Genomic DNA, 14,673 nt, shown 5'->3' with positions numbered 1-14,673 from the left:
CCTCATCGGGCGGACCCCGCCCCGTCGTCGTCCGCGCCGACCATCGCGTGTACTCAGTTTCGAGTACCGCCGCCCGCGGCCGGGTCCGTCCCCTCCCTCGTGAACCGCAGGTCCACCGCCGTGGCCGCGAAGACCAGGGGGCCGGGAAGGAGGGGGATCAGGACGGGGATCGACCAGGCGAGCAGCGCGGCCAGGACGACCGCGCCGGCCAGCAGGAGGGTGCCGCGGGGGTCGGCGAGGGAGCGCAGGAGGCCCTCGCGCGGGGACAGCGCGTGCGGCGCCGGCAACGCGGTCGTGCGCAGGGCCACTACCGCGAGGCCGAGGGTGAGCAGTGTCAGCGCGGGGGCCATGACGTGCGCGCCGGGCAGGGTGGTGCGGGCCAGCGCGGAGTCCACCAGCAGCACGCCGGCGAGGAGCGGTACGGCCAGTCCGCCGGCGAGTGAGCCGCGGGTCAGCCGGGCGCGCAGGTGTCCGGCGTATGTGCCGGTGTCGACGGGCACTCCGTCCTCGGCCGCCCGGCGCAGGGTGGCCGAGGCGGCGGCGAACGCGGCCGGTGCGGTGACGACGGGCAGGCAGGCCGCGGCGGTGAGCAGCCCCACCAGCAGCATGTCGGCGAAGAGGGTGAAGCCGGACGAGAAGACCTCGCCGGGTTCCCTGCGGTCGCTCGGCGGGAGTGCGGGCACCTGGGTCATGGGGTCAGCCCTTCAGTCCGGAGGTGGCCATGCCCTGCACCAGGTAGCGCTGGAACACGAAGAAGAACAGCACGATCGGCAGTACGGAGAGCACCGACATGGCGAACATCGGGCCGTAGGCGGAGGTGCTGGACTGGTCGACGAAGCTGCGCAGGGCCAGGGTGATGGTGAACTTCTCCGGCGCGAACAGGTAGATCATCTGCGTGAAGAAGTCGTTCCAGGTCCAGATGAACGTGAAGATCGCCGTGGTGATCAGCGACGGCCGGCTCAGCGGCAGGGTGAGCGACCAGTACGTGCGGAAGGCACCGCAGCCGTCGATCCGGGCCGACTCCTCCAGCTCGCGGGGCAGTCCGCGCATGAACTGGACGATGAGGAAGACGAAGAACGCCTCGGTGGCGAGGAACTTGGGCAGGATCAGCGGCCAGTAGGTGTCCACCATGCCGAGCCGGTTGAAGATGATGTACTGCGGGATCAGCACGACGTGGTGCGGCAGCATCAGGGTGGCGACCATGAAGGCGAACATCGCCTTGCGCATCCGGAAGCGCAGCCGGGCGAAGGCGTAGGCGGCCAGGGAGCAGGACAGCACGTTGCCGACGACGGCGCCGCCCGCGATCAGCAGGGAGTTCCACAGCAGCCGGCTCACCGGGACCCCGGAGACTCCGTCCAGGGCCGTCGTGTAGTTCGACCACTCCAGGTGGCTGGGCCACAGGTCCAGGCTGGTCACCACCTCGTCGGCGGGTTTGAGGGAGGTGGCGAGCAGCCAGGCCAGGGGGTACAGCAGGACCAGCAGTCCCGCGAGGGCGATCGTGTGCGGCAGCCAGCGCCGGGTGGCGGGATTCATCGTCCCTCCTCGTCCGCGTAGAAGACCCAGGACCTGGAGGTCCTGAACAGGATCAGGGTGATGACGCCGATGGCGATCAGCAGCAGCCAGGCCATGGCCGCCGCGTAGCCCATGTGGGAGGCGGTGAAGCCGCGTTCGTAGAGGTAGAGCGTGTAGAACAGGGTCGAGTCGGCGGGGCCGCCCTCGCCGCCGCTGACCGCGAAGGCCGGGGTGAAGACCTGGAAGGACTGGATCATCTCCAGGACCAGGTTGAAGAAGACGACCGGGGACAGCATCGGCACGGTGACGGACACGAACTGCCGCCATCGGCCCGCGCCGTCCAGCGCCGCCGCCTCGTACAGTTCGGGCGAGATCTGCTGGAGCCCGGCGAGGAAGATGACCATGGGGGCGCCGAACTGCCACACCGTCAGCAGGACGACGACGTAGACGGCGAGGTCGGGGTCGCCGACCCAGCTGCCGCTGTGGATGCCGAGGGAGCCGAGGATCTCGGAGACCGTGCCGCCGTCGTTGAACAGCGCCCGCCACACCAGCGCGATCGACATGCTCGCCCCGAGCAGCGAGGGCGCGTAGAAGGCGGAGCGGTAGAAGGCGCGACCGCGGCCGAGGTTCTTCAGGAGCAGGGCCGCCCCGAGCGCCAGGGCGAGTTTGAGCGGTACGGCGACGACGACGTACAGCAGCGTGGTGCCGACCGACCGCCAGAAGCGGGGGTCCTCGGTGAGCATCTCGGTGTAGTTGCGCAGGCCCACCCAGTGGGGCGGGTCGAAGAGGTTGTAGTCCGTGAAGGACAGGTACAGCGACACGGCCATGGGCACCAGCGTGAGCACGGCCGCGCCGAGCATCCACGGGGTGAGGAACACGTAGGCGGGCCACTGCTGTTCACGGCGGCGCCGGCGCCCGGCCGGTGGCCGTGGTTCGGTGGTGCGGTCGGCGCGTGCGGGCGCCCTGGTCGACACCGTGCTCATGACCGCAGCTCCCGGTCGGCCTCGTCGATGAATTCCCGTGCCGCCTCGCGCGGGGAGGTCAGGTCGTACATCACGCGGTGGTAGGCGCGTTTGAAGGCGGTCTGGAGGGCGACGTCGCCGCGGGGCGGCGCGGCGGGCGGGGCGTCCAGGCCGTACTTCTCCATCTTCTGGGCGTACCGGTAGATCTCCCGCTCGGCCCCTTCCAGGGTCTTGGCGACGCGGGCGGCGATCCTCCGGTTGGGGGGTGTGGAGCGGGTGAAGCCGAGGATGTCGCCGGCCCGCTCGTCGTTGAGGAGGAAGTCGACGAGCGCGGTCGCCTCCTCGGGGTGGTCGGTGTGCGCGCCGACGCCGAGGAGCATGGAGGGCTTGAAGTACGCGCCCTGGCGCCCGTCGGTGGTGGGGACCGGGGCGAAGTGGACCTGGTCGCCGAGCAGCGCCGGGTACCCGGGGAAGGGCGCGTCCCAGGTGAAGTCGGCGGCGGCGAGACCGCGGCCCATCGGTGACATCTCCGTGGTGTTGGCCTGTGCGGTGTCCGGGGCCCCGGCGACGGCGCCTTCCTCGCGCAGCCCGTCGCAGAAGGTCCAGAACTCGGTGAGGTCGTCCTCGGTGAAGCCCAGCTCCGTCTGGCTCGCGTAGAGCTTTCCGCCGCGGCCGCGCAGCCAGTCCTCGAAGATGTCCTCGTTGACGCCGTTGTCGTTGGCGCCCACCACGGTGCGTCCGTCCGGGGACTTCAGTCCCAGGGCGGTGATCTTCCGGTTGGCGTCGGCCCATTCCTCCCAGGTCCAGTCGGGTTCGGGGGTGGGGATGCCGGCCTTCTCGTAGATCTCGGAGTCGTAGGCGTAGCCGGTGATGCCGCGGCCCATCGGCACGGCGTACTGCCGGCCCTCGTAGGTGCCCGTGCGCAGGAACTCCTCGTCCATCTCGGAGGTGCGGAGCGTGCCGTCCTCGACGGCGTCGTCGAGCGGCAGGAGCGCGCCGCCGCCCGAGTACTGGGAGATCTGGCGGTAGTCGAGCTGGGCCACGTCCGGGATGCCGCCGCCGGCCGCCTGGGTGGCCAGCTTCTGCATGTAGGAGCCGAAGTCGGCGTTGGAGGTGCGGACGGTGATGCCGGGGTGTTCCCGCTCGAAGAGCGCCACGGCCTTCTTGGTGCGTTCGGCGCGGTCGTCGTTGCCCCACCAGGAGAAGGTGAGGGTGACTCCTGCGGACGACACGTCGCCGGAGGAGGAGCACGCGCCGAGCGATGCGGTCAGCGCGGTGCTGAGACCGACGGCGGCCGCGGCCAGGACGGCCCGGCGGGTGGGGAACCGGCGCCGACCGCTTCGGGATTCGGGCATGGGGGGCCTTCCCGGGGTGCGTGGATGGGTGGGGGGAGGTAGGGGGCTCGGGCTCAGATGCCCGGGTAGACGGCGAGCCTGCCGCACATGCCGAAGCGTCCGCGGGCCGCGGGCCCCGTCGCGGACACCCGGGCCGCGGTCAGATGATCGGCGTCCTCGCCGCGCAGGGCGTCGAGTTGGGCCCGGGTCGCCTCCGCGGCCGCGTGCGCGCCCTCGCGCCAGCGCTGTTCCCACGCGTCCAGCCGGGGCCGCACCAGCGCGGCGGCGGCCCGCTGGAACGCGGCCAGCGGTTCCGGGTCGCCTCTCTCGGTGGCCTCGCGGAGTGCGAGGAAGCGCCGGGTCGCCAGGTCGCGCCGGGCGCGCGCGGCCCTCGCCTGCTCGGCCTCGGGCTGGTCGGCGGGGATGCGGATCGCGTCGGCGTACGTGTCGGGGTCGGTGAGGCGGTCCTGGGGCAGGGTGAGGATGGCGTCACCCGCCTCGGGCAGGCCGCTGTTCTGCATCACGACGGTGATCTCCAGGCCGCCGTCGTTGACGAGGCGGTGGATCGTGCCGGGCGTGAACCAAGCCACCGTGCCCGGCTCCAGGGGTGTCTCCTCGAAGCCCGAGGTGGTCAGGGTCTGCACGGCTCCTCGGCCCGCCGTGACGACGTAGCCCTCGCTGCACGTCAGGTGCAGGTGCGGGGTGCCGCCGCCGGGCAGCCCCTCCACGGTCGGCCAGTCGTACACCGTCAGTCGCGACACGCCGACCGCGGCCGGGAAGCCGTCGTACGTCGGGCTCACCACGCGAGTCCCGCCAGGTGTGCGGCGACCCGCGCGCGGTCCCAGGCGCCGTCGGCGACGAGCACGCGGTAGGTCCGGGTGAGGGTGTCGCCGGGCGGCAGGACCAGTTCCTCGTGGAAGGCCCAGGACGGCGCGACCGCCGCGAAGGGGTCGCTGCGCACGAACCAGTGCGCCGGGTGGGTGCCCTTCTCGCCCAGGTGGTCGTTGGAGGGGGCGTGTTCGAAGACGAGCGTGGCGTGGCCGTCCCGTCCGTCGTGCTCGCCGACGTAGGCCAGCCAGGGGGCCTGGGAGCCCATCGGGTCGGCGTCGGAGGACTCGTCGGAGTCGGCGGATTCGGCGGTGAAGACCCGGCCGCCGCGGAAGGCGCGGGGTCCGCGCCAGAACAGTCCGGTGTATCCGGCGGCGGGGCGTCCGTGGGTGGTGGGGCTGCCGAACCGCAGGGGTTCGCCGCGCCGGTTGGTCACCGCCGAGGTCCAGGTGAGCGTCCAGCTGCCGGTGTCCGGGTCGACGTCGCGGACCTCGATGCGGCGCTCCTCCTCGGCCCACAGCTCGCCGCCGTGCGGGTGCCAGGTCAGCCGCTCGGCGATGACGGCGCGGTCCCCTTCCGCGCCGACCTCCTCGAAGGCCACGTGGGCCATCGAACCGACCCTCTCCGGCAGCGCGAGGTAACCCTCGCCGTGCACATAGGTGTTGCCGCCCCACAGGTTCTGCCCGGACAGGTGGGAGGCGGTGAGCTGGAGCCCCTTGTGCCAGCGGTGGTCGTTGGGCCGGTAGTCGGTGACGACTGCGCCGGACAGCGTCCTGACCGGGTGGAGGTACGGCTTGGGCGCCTCCCAGGCGGCCTCGGGGCGGTACACGTAGGAGAACAGCTCGGTTCCGGCCGTCCCGTGGGCCACGGTGACGCGGTCTCCGTGGACGTGGGTCAGTGCGAGCGTCATGCGCGGTCCTCTTCCTCGCGGGTGCCGGCCGGCGCCCAGCCCGGGGCTCCGCCGTGCAGTGCGGTGTAGTACGGGTCGCCGGGGCCGATGTCGCCCGCGTGTACGGGCGTTCCGGAGAACGCGGACTTGTACAGGGCGGTGATGAACTCCATGGTCCGCCGGGCGCCCGCACCGCTGGTGGAGTGGCGGCGGCCGTTCCTGATGTCGTCGATCAGGACGCGCAGTTGGGCCTGGTGCGAGCTGGGTTCGTCGGTGCCGAAGTCGCGCCAGGCCGCGACGGTCTCCTCGGGGACGCCGGGCGCGGGGGTGATGCGCCAGTCCGCGTTGCGGTGGCCGTACAGGTGGGTCAGTTCGACCGTGGCCCGTTCGCAGTCGATGCGGATCCGGCTCACCTCGTCCGGGCTCAGCACGCTGTTGACGAGGGTGGCGACGGCTCCGTCGGCGAAGCGGACCAGCGCCGTGGAGACGTCCTCGGTCTCCACGTCGTGCACGAGCCGGGCGGCCATGCCGCGCACCTCGGTCCACGGGCCCATCAGATCCAGCAGCAGGTCCGTCTGGTGGATGCCGTGCCCCATGGCCGGTCCGCCGCCCTCGGTGGCCCAGCGCCCGCGCCAGGGCACCGCGTAGTACGCCCGGTCCCGGTACCAGGTGGTCTGGCAGTGGGCCACCAGCGGCCGTCCCAGTGCCCCGCCGCGCAGCAGGGCGCGGACGTGGCGGGCGCCGGACCCGAAGCGGTGCTGGAAGACGACGGACGCGTACGGCCCCGCGCCGTCGCCCTGTTCGGCCGCCTCGACGGCGTCGTAGTCGGCCAGGGAGGGGCAGGGCGGCTTCTCGCACCACACCCAGGCCCCGGCGGCGAGCGCGGCCACGGCCTGCTCGCGGTGCACGGCGGGCGGTGTGCACAGCACGACGAGGTCCGGGCGGGCCTCGGTCAGCGTCGTGTGGAGGTCGGTGGACGCCTGCGGGATGCCGAACTCGTCGGCGAACGCCCGCACCGCCGCCCCGTCCACGTCGACCGCGGCGACGACCTCCACCTCGCCCTCGGCGGCCAGTTTCGTCAGGGCGGGCAGGTGACTGGACCGGGCGATGGACCCCGTGCCGACCACTGCTGTGCGCAGCGGCGCGTTCGGTAGGTGCGAAGACATGCGGACCCTCTCGTGAGCCGGACGGGGGCTGGGCGGGGGCGGGGCGCCGCGCGACAGGCGGTGGTGGGATGCGCGGGCGGGCGGAGGTCGTCGGCGCCGCCTCGCAGCAACCGCTTGCTATCGTGGTGTTCCAACGTTGTAACCGGCGTGCGTCCGCAAGGTCAACCCTCTGTCCGCAAAGAGTCGGCGCCCGGTTCACGTACTGACAGGGGCGGAGCGCAGGAGCATAATCTGCGGAAACGTCGGCAAGGGGGCGGGCTGTGGCCGCGGTGAGACTGAAGGACGTGGCGGAACACGCGGGGGTGTCCATCAAGACGGTGTCCAACGTTGTACGCGGCGCCCCGCGCGTGTCCGACGCCACGCGGTCGCGGGTGCTGCGGGCGGTGGACGAGTTGGGCTACCGGCCCAACCCCTCGGCGCGCGGGCTCCGTACGGGGCGCAGTGGTCTCATCGCTCTCGTCGTCCCGGAGCTGGCCACGCCGTACTTCGCCGAACTCGCCCACCATGTGCGCGGCGAGGCCACCCTGCTCGGCCTGACCGTCCTGATCGAGGAGTCACTGGGCGACGCCGCCGAGGAGTTGCGGCTGGCGGGCGGGGTCGGCGCCTCGCTGCTCGACGGCGTGATCCTCTCCCCGCTGCGCGTCACGTCCGACGAACTCGCCTCCGTCACCGACGAGTTCCCGCTGGTGCTGCTCGGCGAGCGCGCGTACGGGCGCAACGGTGTCGTCGCCGACCACGTGCTGATCGACAACGTGGCGGCGGCCCGTGACCTGACCGCCCACCTCATCGGCCTGGGGCGCACCCGGATCGCCGCGATCGGCGTGGACCGCCAGGGTTCCGCGACCAGCCGTCAGCGCCTGGAGGGATACCAACGGGCCCTGTACGAGGCCGGGTTGCCCTTCGACCCCCGGCTCGCGCCCCGCATCGAGGAGTTCGACCGCCGCAACGGGCTGCTGGCGATGCGCCACCTCGCCGCGCTGCCCGCCGGCGAACGGCCCGACGCGGTCTTCTGCTTCAGTGACCTGCTGGCCTTGGGGGCGCAACGCGCCCTGCACGAGGCGGGGCTGGCCGTTCCCGGCGATGTCGCCGTCGCGGGCATCGACGGTTCCGAGGAGGGGCTGTACAGCACGCCTTCGCTGACGACCGTGGTTCCCGACAAGGCCGCCATCGCCGCACTCGCCGTCACGTGCCTGGCGGCCCGGATACAGTCCCGGGCGCCCCTGCCGTTCGAGGTGCACGTGGCGCCGCACTGGCTGGAGGTGCGGGAGTCCACGGCGGGTGGGCGACGCGCGGTGGACGCCTGAGGTACGACGGGCAGCGGCGAGGGCAAGAACGACTGCCCCCGCTGGGCGGGAACCGCGTTCGACCGGCCCCTGAAATCCATGATCATCGCTTCTAGGCTCGTCACCATGGACATCCCGAGACGCCTCATCGAACTCCAGCGAGCCGTCGAGGCGGCTGACAACCGCTACCGCAACAACGCCGGCGAGAACGCCACGGTCGCCCTGGCGGTCTGGTCGGACGCCACCGCCGCCCTGGTCCAGGGCATCACCGAGTGCGCGGAGGAACTGGGCGTGCCGCGCCGCGAGGTGGAACGGGCCTTGGAGCGAGCGATGCGGCCACCACTCTCCATGGACTGAACGGCCGGCCGCCGCGATCAGACGGCCGGTCGGCCGCGGAACCGAGGCGGACGACCGCCGGACCACGGGCCCTTGACAGGTGTGGCTAACGAGAATAGCTTTTAGCTAACTTCATTAGCCGCATCTGGGGGTTGCCATGACCGAGTACCTCACCGTCGACGGCGGAACGATCGCCTACGAGGTGGCGGGTTCCGGCCCGCTCATCGTGCTCGCGCACGGCATGGGCGACAGCCGCGACGCCTATCGCGCCGTCATCCCCGAGCTGGTGACGGCCGGTTACCGGGTGGCCGCGGTCGACCTGCGCGGCTGCGGCGAGTCCAGCGTCGACTGGCCGGCCTGGAGCCGCAGCGACATCGCCGGGGACCTGCTCGCCCTGATCCGCCACCTCGGCGGCCCGGCCGTGCTCGTCGGCCACTCGGTCTCCGGCGGCGCGGCCACCATCGCGGCGGCGCGGGAGCCCTCGCTGGTCACCTCCGTGGTCGAACTGGCGCCGTTCACCCGCAAGCAGTCGATCCGGCTCGGCGACCTGCGGGTACGGCGGTTCCGGCGCAGCATGGTGCGGCTGCTCGGCGCGGGGCTCTTCGGCAGTCTGCCACTCTGGCGCTCGTACCTCGACGTCGCCTACCCCGGGGCGAAACCGGCCGACTGGGCCGAGCGGCTGGGCCGCATCGAGAGCCGGCTGCGCGAGCCGGGCCGGATGAAGGCCATGCAGGCCATGGGCCGCAGCGCTCCGACCGACGCCGGCGCCCGGCTCGGCGACGTGCGCTGCCCGGTCCTGGTGGTGATGGGCACGCTCGACCCCGACTGGGCCGACCCGCACGCCGAGGGCTCGGCCGTCGTCGACGCCCTGCCGTCCGGCCTCGGCCGCCTGGAGATGATCGAGGGCGCCGGCCACTACCCGCACCACCAGTTCCCCGACCGCGTGGTGACGCTCCTGCTCGCCTTCCTGCGCTCGGACGCCGCCCGTGCCTAGGGCGGGCCTGGACCGGGCGGCCGTGGTCGGCGCGGGGGCGGCCCTCGCCGACGAAGTGGGCCTCACGAAACTGACGATGGGGCTGCTGGCCGACCGGCTCGGCGTGCGCACCCCGTCCCTGTACAAGCACGTGGCGGGTCAGGACGACCTGATCCGGCGGATCGCGGCGCTGGCGCTCGACGAGACCGCCGACGCCGTCGGCAGCGCGGTGCAGGGCCGGGCGGGCAGTGACGCCCTGGCGGCCGCGGCGCGCGCCTTCCGCGCCTTCGTCGTGGAGCACCCCGGCCGGTACGCCGCGACGATCGGCCAGGAGCCGTCCGGCCCGGACGACCCCCTGGCCGCGGCGGGAGAGCGGCTGCTCGGCGCCTTCACCGCCGTCCTGCGCGGCTACGAGATCGAGGGCTCCGACGTGAACCACGCCCTGCGCCTGCTGCGCAGCCTCTGCCACGGCTTCGCCACCTTGGAGGCGGCACACGCCTTCCAGTGGAGCACGGACGTCGACGAGAGCTTCGACTGGCTCGTCGCCTTCGCCGACCGGGGCCTGCGCGCCAGGTGAGGCCGGCACCGGAGACCGTCTCGCGGCCCTGTTTCAGCCGAGCCGCACGTGGTCCGCGGAGCGGCTGGGCACGGCGTCGAGCGCGGCGAGCTCCGCTCCCTCCAGGGCGATCCCTCCGACGGCGATGTTCGCCGCCAGGTGGCCGGGGTCGGCCGTACCGGGGATGAGCAGGACGTTCGCGGCGTGGTGGAGCAGCCAGGCGAGCCCGACCTGGGCCGGCGTGGCACCGAGCGCCCGCGCGGCGGTGTGGACGGCGGGCTCGTCGGCGACCTTGGGCATGCCCGGGAAGGCGCCGCCCAGCGGGAAGTAGGGCACCCAGGCGATGCCTTCGGCGGCACAGAGCCGGAGCATGTCCTCGTCCGCGCGGCTCACCAGGCTGTAGGAGTTCTGCACGCAGGCGAGGCCCACCGGCAGGGCGCGGCGCAGTCCGTCCAGGGTGACGGCGCTGAGCCCGATGGCGCCGATCTTGCCCTCGTCTCGCAGCTCGGTCAGCACGGCGAGCTGGTCGTCGATGTCGACCAGCTGATCGCCCTCGGCACGGAGTCCGGGGCCGGTGTCGGCGCGGCGCAGGTTGACGACGGCGAGGCGGTCGGTGCCCAGGCTGCGGAGATTGGCCTCGACGTCGGTCCGCAGTTCCTCCGGCCGCTGCGCGAGACGCAAGGGAAGGGGGCCGCCGGAGTCCGGGGTGGCGCCGACCTTGGTCACGACCACGGCGTCGTCCGTGGCGCCCAGTGCCTCGCTCAGGACCTCGTTGACGAAGCCGTCGCCGTAGAACTGGGCGGTGTCGAAGTGGTCGACGCCGAGTTCCACCGCGCGGCGCACGAGTGCGACGGCGGCGCCGCGGTCGGCGTGCAGACGCTCCAGCTGCATCGCGCCGTACCCGATCCGGGAGACGGTGCGGCCCGCGAGCGTGCCCGCGCCACCGGGACGGGGGGTGCCCTCGGCCGTGACCGGGACAGAGGTGCCGTTTGACGTCATGGGAAGTCCGCCCTCATGAGAAGATGGCAAAAACGGAGGAGCCTCCGTCAAGCCGACTGTAGCACTACCGGAGGACCCTCCGCTTTGAGTCCGCACCAGGAACCGACACCCCCCGCCGCCGACGGGCCCCGGCAACCGACGAGCCCGGACGGCCGCCCGCTGCGCGCGCACGCCCGGCGGAACCGCGAGAACCTCGTCGCCGCCGCGCGCGCCGCCTTCACCGCCGCGGACGACACCGTTCCGCTCGAAGGCATCGCCCGCGACGCGGGGGTCGGCATCGGCACGCTCTACCGCCACTTCCCCACCCGTGAGGCCCTGGTAGAGGCCGTCTACGCCGCCGAACTGGACGCCGTCACCGACAGCGCCCCGGCTCTGCTGAACGAACTGCCGCCCGAGCGGGCCCTGCGCGCCTGGATGGCGCGCTACGCCGAGTTCGTCACGACCAAGCGCGCCATGCTCAACACCCTCCACACCGGCTGGGCCTCCGGACGCCTCGCGACACCCGCCACCCGGGAACGCATCACGGCCGCGATCGGCGCCCTGCTCGTGGAAGGAGCGCGGACGGGCTCGCTGCGCACGGACGTCGAGGCCGACGACGTCACCGCGATGCTCCTCGGGGTGTTCCTCTCGACGGCGGCCGACGACGAGCCGGAGCGGACGGGCCGGCTGCTCGATCTCGTCGTCGACGCCCTCCGGCCGCCGGGGAGTTCCTGACCCGGGCCGGCGGATCACCGGGTCACCGGCGGGCGGGACACCGTGGACAGTCACCGACCCGCTGTGATGTGATCCCTGCGGCGGCACGCCCTCGGCCGCCCGTACCGCCCGCCGGCCCACCCCACGTCGTCACGAAGGGCGGCCGGGCCCGTCCCCCCAGGCTCGAAAGTTCCGTACACATGCAGAAGACCAAGGCCGCCCTCTGGGAATTCCTCCAGGGGCTCGGCAAGACGTTCATGCTCCCGGTGGCCCTGCTCGCGTTCTGCGGCATCATGCTGGGCATCGGCTCCTCGCTGTCCAGCGACGCGGTCACTGACAACGTTGCCTTCCTGAGGGGCGAGGGCTTCCACCTCGTCTTCACCTGGATGGCCAACACCGGTCTGGTCGCCTTCACGTTCCTGCCGGTCCTCTTCGCGATGGCCATTCCGCTCGGCCTCGCCCGGGAGGACAAGGGCGTGGCCGCGTTCTCCGGCTTCGTCGGCTACGTCGCCATGAACCTCGCGGTGAACTTCTACCTCACCGCCAAGGGCGTCGACTTCGAGGACGAGAAGGCGATCCGGCACTACGGCATAGCCGACGTGCTGGGCGTGCAGTCCATCGACACGGGGCTGCTCGGCGCGGTGGCCGTTGGCATCGTTGTCAGCCTGCTCCACCGGCGCTTCCGCACCCAGCGGATGCCCGACGCGCTGGCCTTCTTCGGCGGGCTGCGCTTCGTCCCGATCATCTCGGCCCTGGTCCTGAGCGTGCTCGGCCTGCTCATCCCGCTGGTGTGGCCGACCTTCAACGGCTGGATCAACGCGGTGGGCCGGGGCATCGGGCACACGGGGGTCTTCGGACCCTTCTTCTTCGGCATGGGCGAGGTGCTGCTGCGCCCGATCGGCCTGCACCACATCCTCGTCGCCATGTTCCGCTTCACGGACGTCGGCGGTTCGGGAACCGTGTGCGGCGACCACGTCTCCGGCGCGCTGAACCTGTTCTACGCCCAGCTGGACTGCTCGGCGGCGCCCAACTCGGCCGTCACCGACGCCACGCACTTCCTCTCCCAGGGCAAGATGGCGGCCTACCTGGGCGGCCTGCCCGGCGCCGCGCTCGCGATGTACCACTGCGCCAGGCGCCGGATGCGTCCGGAGATCAAGGCCCTGCTGGTGTCCGGCGTGGTGGCCTGCGTGGTCGGCGGCATCACGGAGCCGCTGGAGTTCCTGTTCCTCTTCGTCGCCCCGTGGCTGTACGTCATCCACGCGGTCCTCGTGGGGCTGGGCTTCCTCACGGCTGCCGTGCTCGGCGTCTTCATCGGCAACACCGACGGCAACGTCATCGACTGGCTCGTCTTCGGTGTGCTCCAGGGCTCGACGACCAAGTGGTACCTGGTGCCGGTGATCGCGACGGTGTGGTTCGCCGCGTACTACTTCCTGTTCCGCTGGGCCATCACCCGCTTCGACCTCAAGACGCCCGGCCGGGAGGACCCGCCGGCGGACGACGCGCACGAAGAGGCGCACGGCGAGGCGCATGACGCGGGACACGACGAGGACCAGGACGGGGACCAGGGCGGGGCGGCTCCGGAGCGGGCGCGCGAACTCGTCGCGGGCAAGTACGACGCCGCCGCCATGCTCGACGCGATCGGCGGCGCCGGCAACATCCGGTCCCTGGACAACTGCATCACCCGCCTGCGGATGACGGTGGCCGACGCCGAACAGGTCGACGAGGCACGGCTGAAGAAGCTCGGGGCCGTGGGTGTCATCAAGCTCGACGGGCACAACGTCCAGGTCGTCATCGGCCCGCAGGTCCAGTCCGTGAAGGACGCCCTCGCGACGATGCTCCCGGTGGGCCGACCGTGACCGCGCCCTCGCCGTCGCCGTCGCCGTACGACTTCGACACGCCGGTGGACCGGCGCGGCACGTGGTGCACGCAGTGGGACTACGTCCAGGACCGTTTCGGCGTGCCGGACCTGCTGCCGTTCACGATCTCCGACATGGACTTCGAGACCGCCCCCGAGGTGCTGGCGGCGCTGCGCGGCCGTCTGGACCACGGGGTGCTCGGCTACTCCCGCTGGCGCCAGGACGACTTCCTGTCGGCGATCGTCCACTGGTACGCGTCGCGGCACGGCACGGACGTGGACCCCGGGTCGGTCGTCTACGCGCCCTCCGTCGTCTACCAGGTCTCGCGGCTGCTGCGGTTGTGGTCGCGGCCCGGCGACGGGGTGGTCACCCACACCCCGATGTACGACGCGTTCCCCAAGACCGTGTCGGCGAGCGGGCGGCGGCTCCTGGAGTGCCCCCTGGACGACTGGGCGGAGCTGGAGCGGCTGCTGGCGCTGCCCGACACGGCCGTGCTGCTGCTGTGTTCGCCGCACAACCCGACGGGCCGGGTGTGGTCGGCCGGTGAACTGGACCGGATGGCCCGGCTGTGCGCACGGCACGGCGTGGCGGTCGTCAGCGACGAGATCCACTCCGACCTGGTGCACGCCCCGCACGTCCACCGCCCCTGGGTACGGCACGGCGGCGACGGTCGCTGGGCCGTGGTCACCTCGGCGTCCAAGTCCTTCAACATCCCCGCGCTGACCGGGAGTTATGGCATCATCGGCGACCCGGTCGCGCGCGACGCCTACCTGCGGCAGCTCAAGGACGCGGACGGGCTCTCCTCCCCCGCGGTGCTGTCGCTGGTCGGTCACATCGCGGCGTACCGCGAGGGGGCGCCCTGGCTGGACGCGCTGCGCACGTATCTCGCGGGCAACCTCGCGCTGGTCGCCGACCGTCTCCGCGAGGCGTTCCCGCGGCTCGGCTGGGAGCCTCCGCAGGCGGGTTACCTGGCCTGGATCGACCTGCGCCCGCTGGGCGTCGACGACGAGGAGCTGCAACGGGAGCTGGTGGAGGTGGAGAAGGTGGCGGTCATGCCGGGGGCGGCCTACGGCTCTCCGGGACGGGTGCGGCTCAACGTGGGCTGTCCGCGGTCGAAGGCGGAGGCGGGCGTCGGGGCGCTGGTGCGGGCGCTGGGACGGCTCGGTGCCGCGGAGCGGTCATGAGCGGCACCGTGCAGGGCGGAGCGACTTCGTAATGAACATCGTTTTCATGTAGTCTGGGGGTCCCACGCCCGGCTCCCCCGCTCCCCGAGCGCGCGCGGAGCC

The 14,673-nt window shown here is 72.4% G+C and carries 15 protein-coding genes; 7 read left to right on the top strand and 8 right to left on the bottom strand.

The features are described 5' to 3' along the window. Window positions 1-53: 53 nt before the first annotated feature. From ACIRGB_RS22110 to ACIRGB_RS22080, 7 genes are read right to left on the bottom strand one after another with little or no spacing between them, the layout of a single operon-like run. Complete coding sequence (locus ACIRGB_RS22110; protein WP_403867645.1) at window positions 54-692, bottom strand: hypothetical protein; 639 nt, start codon at window positions 690-692, stop codon at window positions 54-56. A 4-nt stretch (window positions 693-696) separates the two neighbouring features. Beyond that, complete coding sequence (locus ACIRGB_RS22105) at window positions 697-1,533, bottom strand: carbohydrate ABC transporter permease (protein WP_403867642.1); 837 nt, start codon at window positions 1,531-1,533, stop codon at window positions 697-699. Beyond that, entirely contained in the window at window positions 1,530-2,495 is a 966-nt protein-coding gene (locus tag ACIRGB_RS22100; protein WP_403867638.1) for a carbohydrate ABC transporter permease, read from the bottom strand. Before ACIRGB_RS22100 ends, ACIRGB_RS22105 begins: the two co-directional genes overlap by 4 nt. Further along, a complete protein-coding gene (locus tag ACIRGB_RS22095; protein WP_403867635.1) occupies window positions 2,492-3,829 on the bottom strand; it encodes an ABC transporter substrate-binding protein in 1,338 nt (445 codons plus the stop codon). Before ACIRGB_RS22095 ends, ACIRGB_RS22100 begins: the two co-directional genes overlap by 4 nt. Before the next feature lie 53 nt (window positions 3,830-3,882). After that, entirely contained in the window at window positions 3,883-4,611 is a 729-nt protein-coding gene (locus tag ACIRGB_RS22090) for a cupin domain-containing protein (RefSeq protein ID WP_403867632.1), read from the bottom strand. After that, on the bottom strand, window positions 4,605-5,546 hold the full coding sequence (locus ACIRGB_RS22085; RefSeq protein ID WP_403867629.1) for a PmoA family protein: 942 nt from the start codon (window positions 5,544-5,546) through the stop codon (window positions 4,605-4,607). The genes ACIRGB_RS22090 and ACIRGB_RS22085 overlap by 7 nt, the downstream gene beginning before the upstream one ends. Continuing rightward, on the bottom strand, window positions 5,543-6,691 hold the full coding sequence (locus tag ACIRGB_RS22080; protein WP_403867626.1) for a Gfo/Idh/MocA family protein: 1,149 nt from the start codon (window positions 6,689-6,691) through the stop codon (window positions 5,543-5,545). The genes ACIRGB_RS22085 and ACIRGB_RS22080 overlap by 4 nt, the downstream gene beginning before the upstream one ends. Before the next feature lie 260 nt (window positions 6,692-6,951). Here ACIRGB_RS22080 and ACIRGB_RS22075 point away from each other — a divergent pair, with 260 nt between their 5' ends. From ACIRGB_RS22075 to ACIRGB_RS22060, 4 genes are all read left to right on the top strand, one after another. Continuing rightward, window positions 6,952-7,995 carry a LacI family DNA-binding transcriptional regulator gene (locus tag ACIRGB_RS22075; RefSeq protein ID WP_403867623.1) on the top strand — a complete coding sequence of 348 codons (1,044 nt, stop codon included), beginning with the start codon at window positions 6,952-6,954 and terminating at the stop codon, window positions 7,993-7,995. Window positions 7,996-8,100: 105 nt separating this feature from the next. Further along, entirely contained in the window at window positions 8,101-8,331 is a 231-nt protein-coding gene (locus ACIRGB_RS22070) for a hypothetical protein (RefSeq protein ID WP_403867620.1), read from the top strand. Window positions 8,332-8,467: 136 nt separating this feature from the next. Beyond that, window positions 8,468-9,304 carry an alpha/beta fold hydrolase gene (locus tag ACIRGB_RS22065; RefSeq protein ID WP_403867617.1) on the top strand — a complete coding sequence of 279 codons (837 nt, stop codon included), beginning with the start codon at window positions 8,468-8,470 and terminating at the stop codon, window positions 9,302-9,304. A 22-nt stretch (window positions 9,305-9,326) separates the two neighbouring features. After that, entirely contained in the window at window positions 9,327-9,860 is a 534-nt protein-coding gene (locus ACIRGB_RS22060; protein ID WP_403868165.1) for a TetR/AcrR family transcriptional regulator, read from the top strand. A 33-nt stretch (window positions 9,861-9,893) separates the two neighbouring features. On the opposite strand, the gene ACIRGB_RS22055 is transcribed toward ACIRGB_RS22060, so the two are convergent. After that, complete coding sequence (locus ACIRGB_RS22055; RefSeq protein WP_403867614.1) at window positions 9,894-10,838, bottom strand: aldo/keto reductase; 945 nt, start codon at window positions 10,836-10,838, stop codon at window positions 9,894-9,896. 84 nt (window positions 10,839-10,922) lie between these two features. On the opposite strand from ACIRGB_RS22055, the gene ACIRGB_RS22050 reads away from it, so the two are divergent. From ACIRGB_RS22050 to ACIRGB_RS22040, 3 genes are all read left to right on the top strand, one after another. Continuing rightward, window positions 10,923-11,552, top strand: a complete 630-nt coding sequence (locus ACIRGB_RS22050; protein WP_403867612.1) for a TetR/AcrR family transcriptional regulator — start codon at window positions 10,923-10,925, stop codon at window positions 11,550-11,552. Window positions 11,553-11,731: 179 nt separating this feature from the next. Beyond that, window positions 11,732-13,387: a maltose/glucose-specific PTS transporter subunit IIBC gene (malX, locus tag ACIRGB_RS22045; protein ID WP_403867609.1), complete on the top strand. Its 1,656-nt coding sequence runs from the start codon at window positions 11,732-11,734 to the stop codon at window positions 13,385-13,387. Further along, entirely contained in the window at window positions 13,384-14,571 is a 1,188-nt protein-coding gene (locus tag ACIRGB_RS22040) for a MalY/PatB family protein (RefSeq protein WP_403867606.1), read from the top strand. Before malX ends, ACIRGB_RS22040 begins: the two co-directional genes overlap by 4 nt. Window positions 14,572-14,673: the final 102 nt, after the last annotated feature.

This window comes from Streptomyces sp. NPDC102490, from assembly GCF_044765285.1.
Classification (GTDB): domain Bacteria; phylum Actinomycetota; class Actinomycetes; order Streptomycetales; family Streptomycetaceae; genus Streptomyces.
The sequence above is the reverse complement of the archived record's forward strand: the minus strand, read 5'-3'. Positions and strand labels throughout refer to the sequence as shown.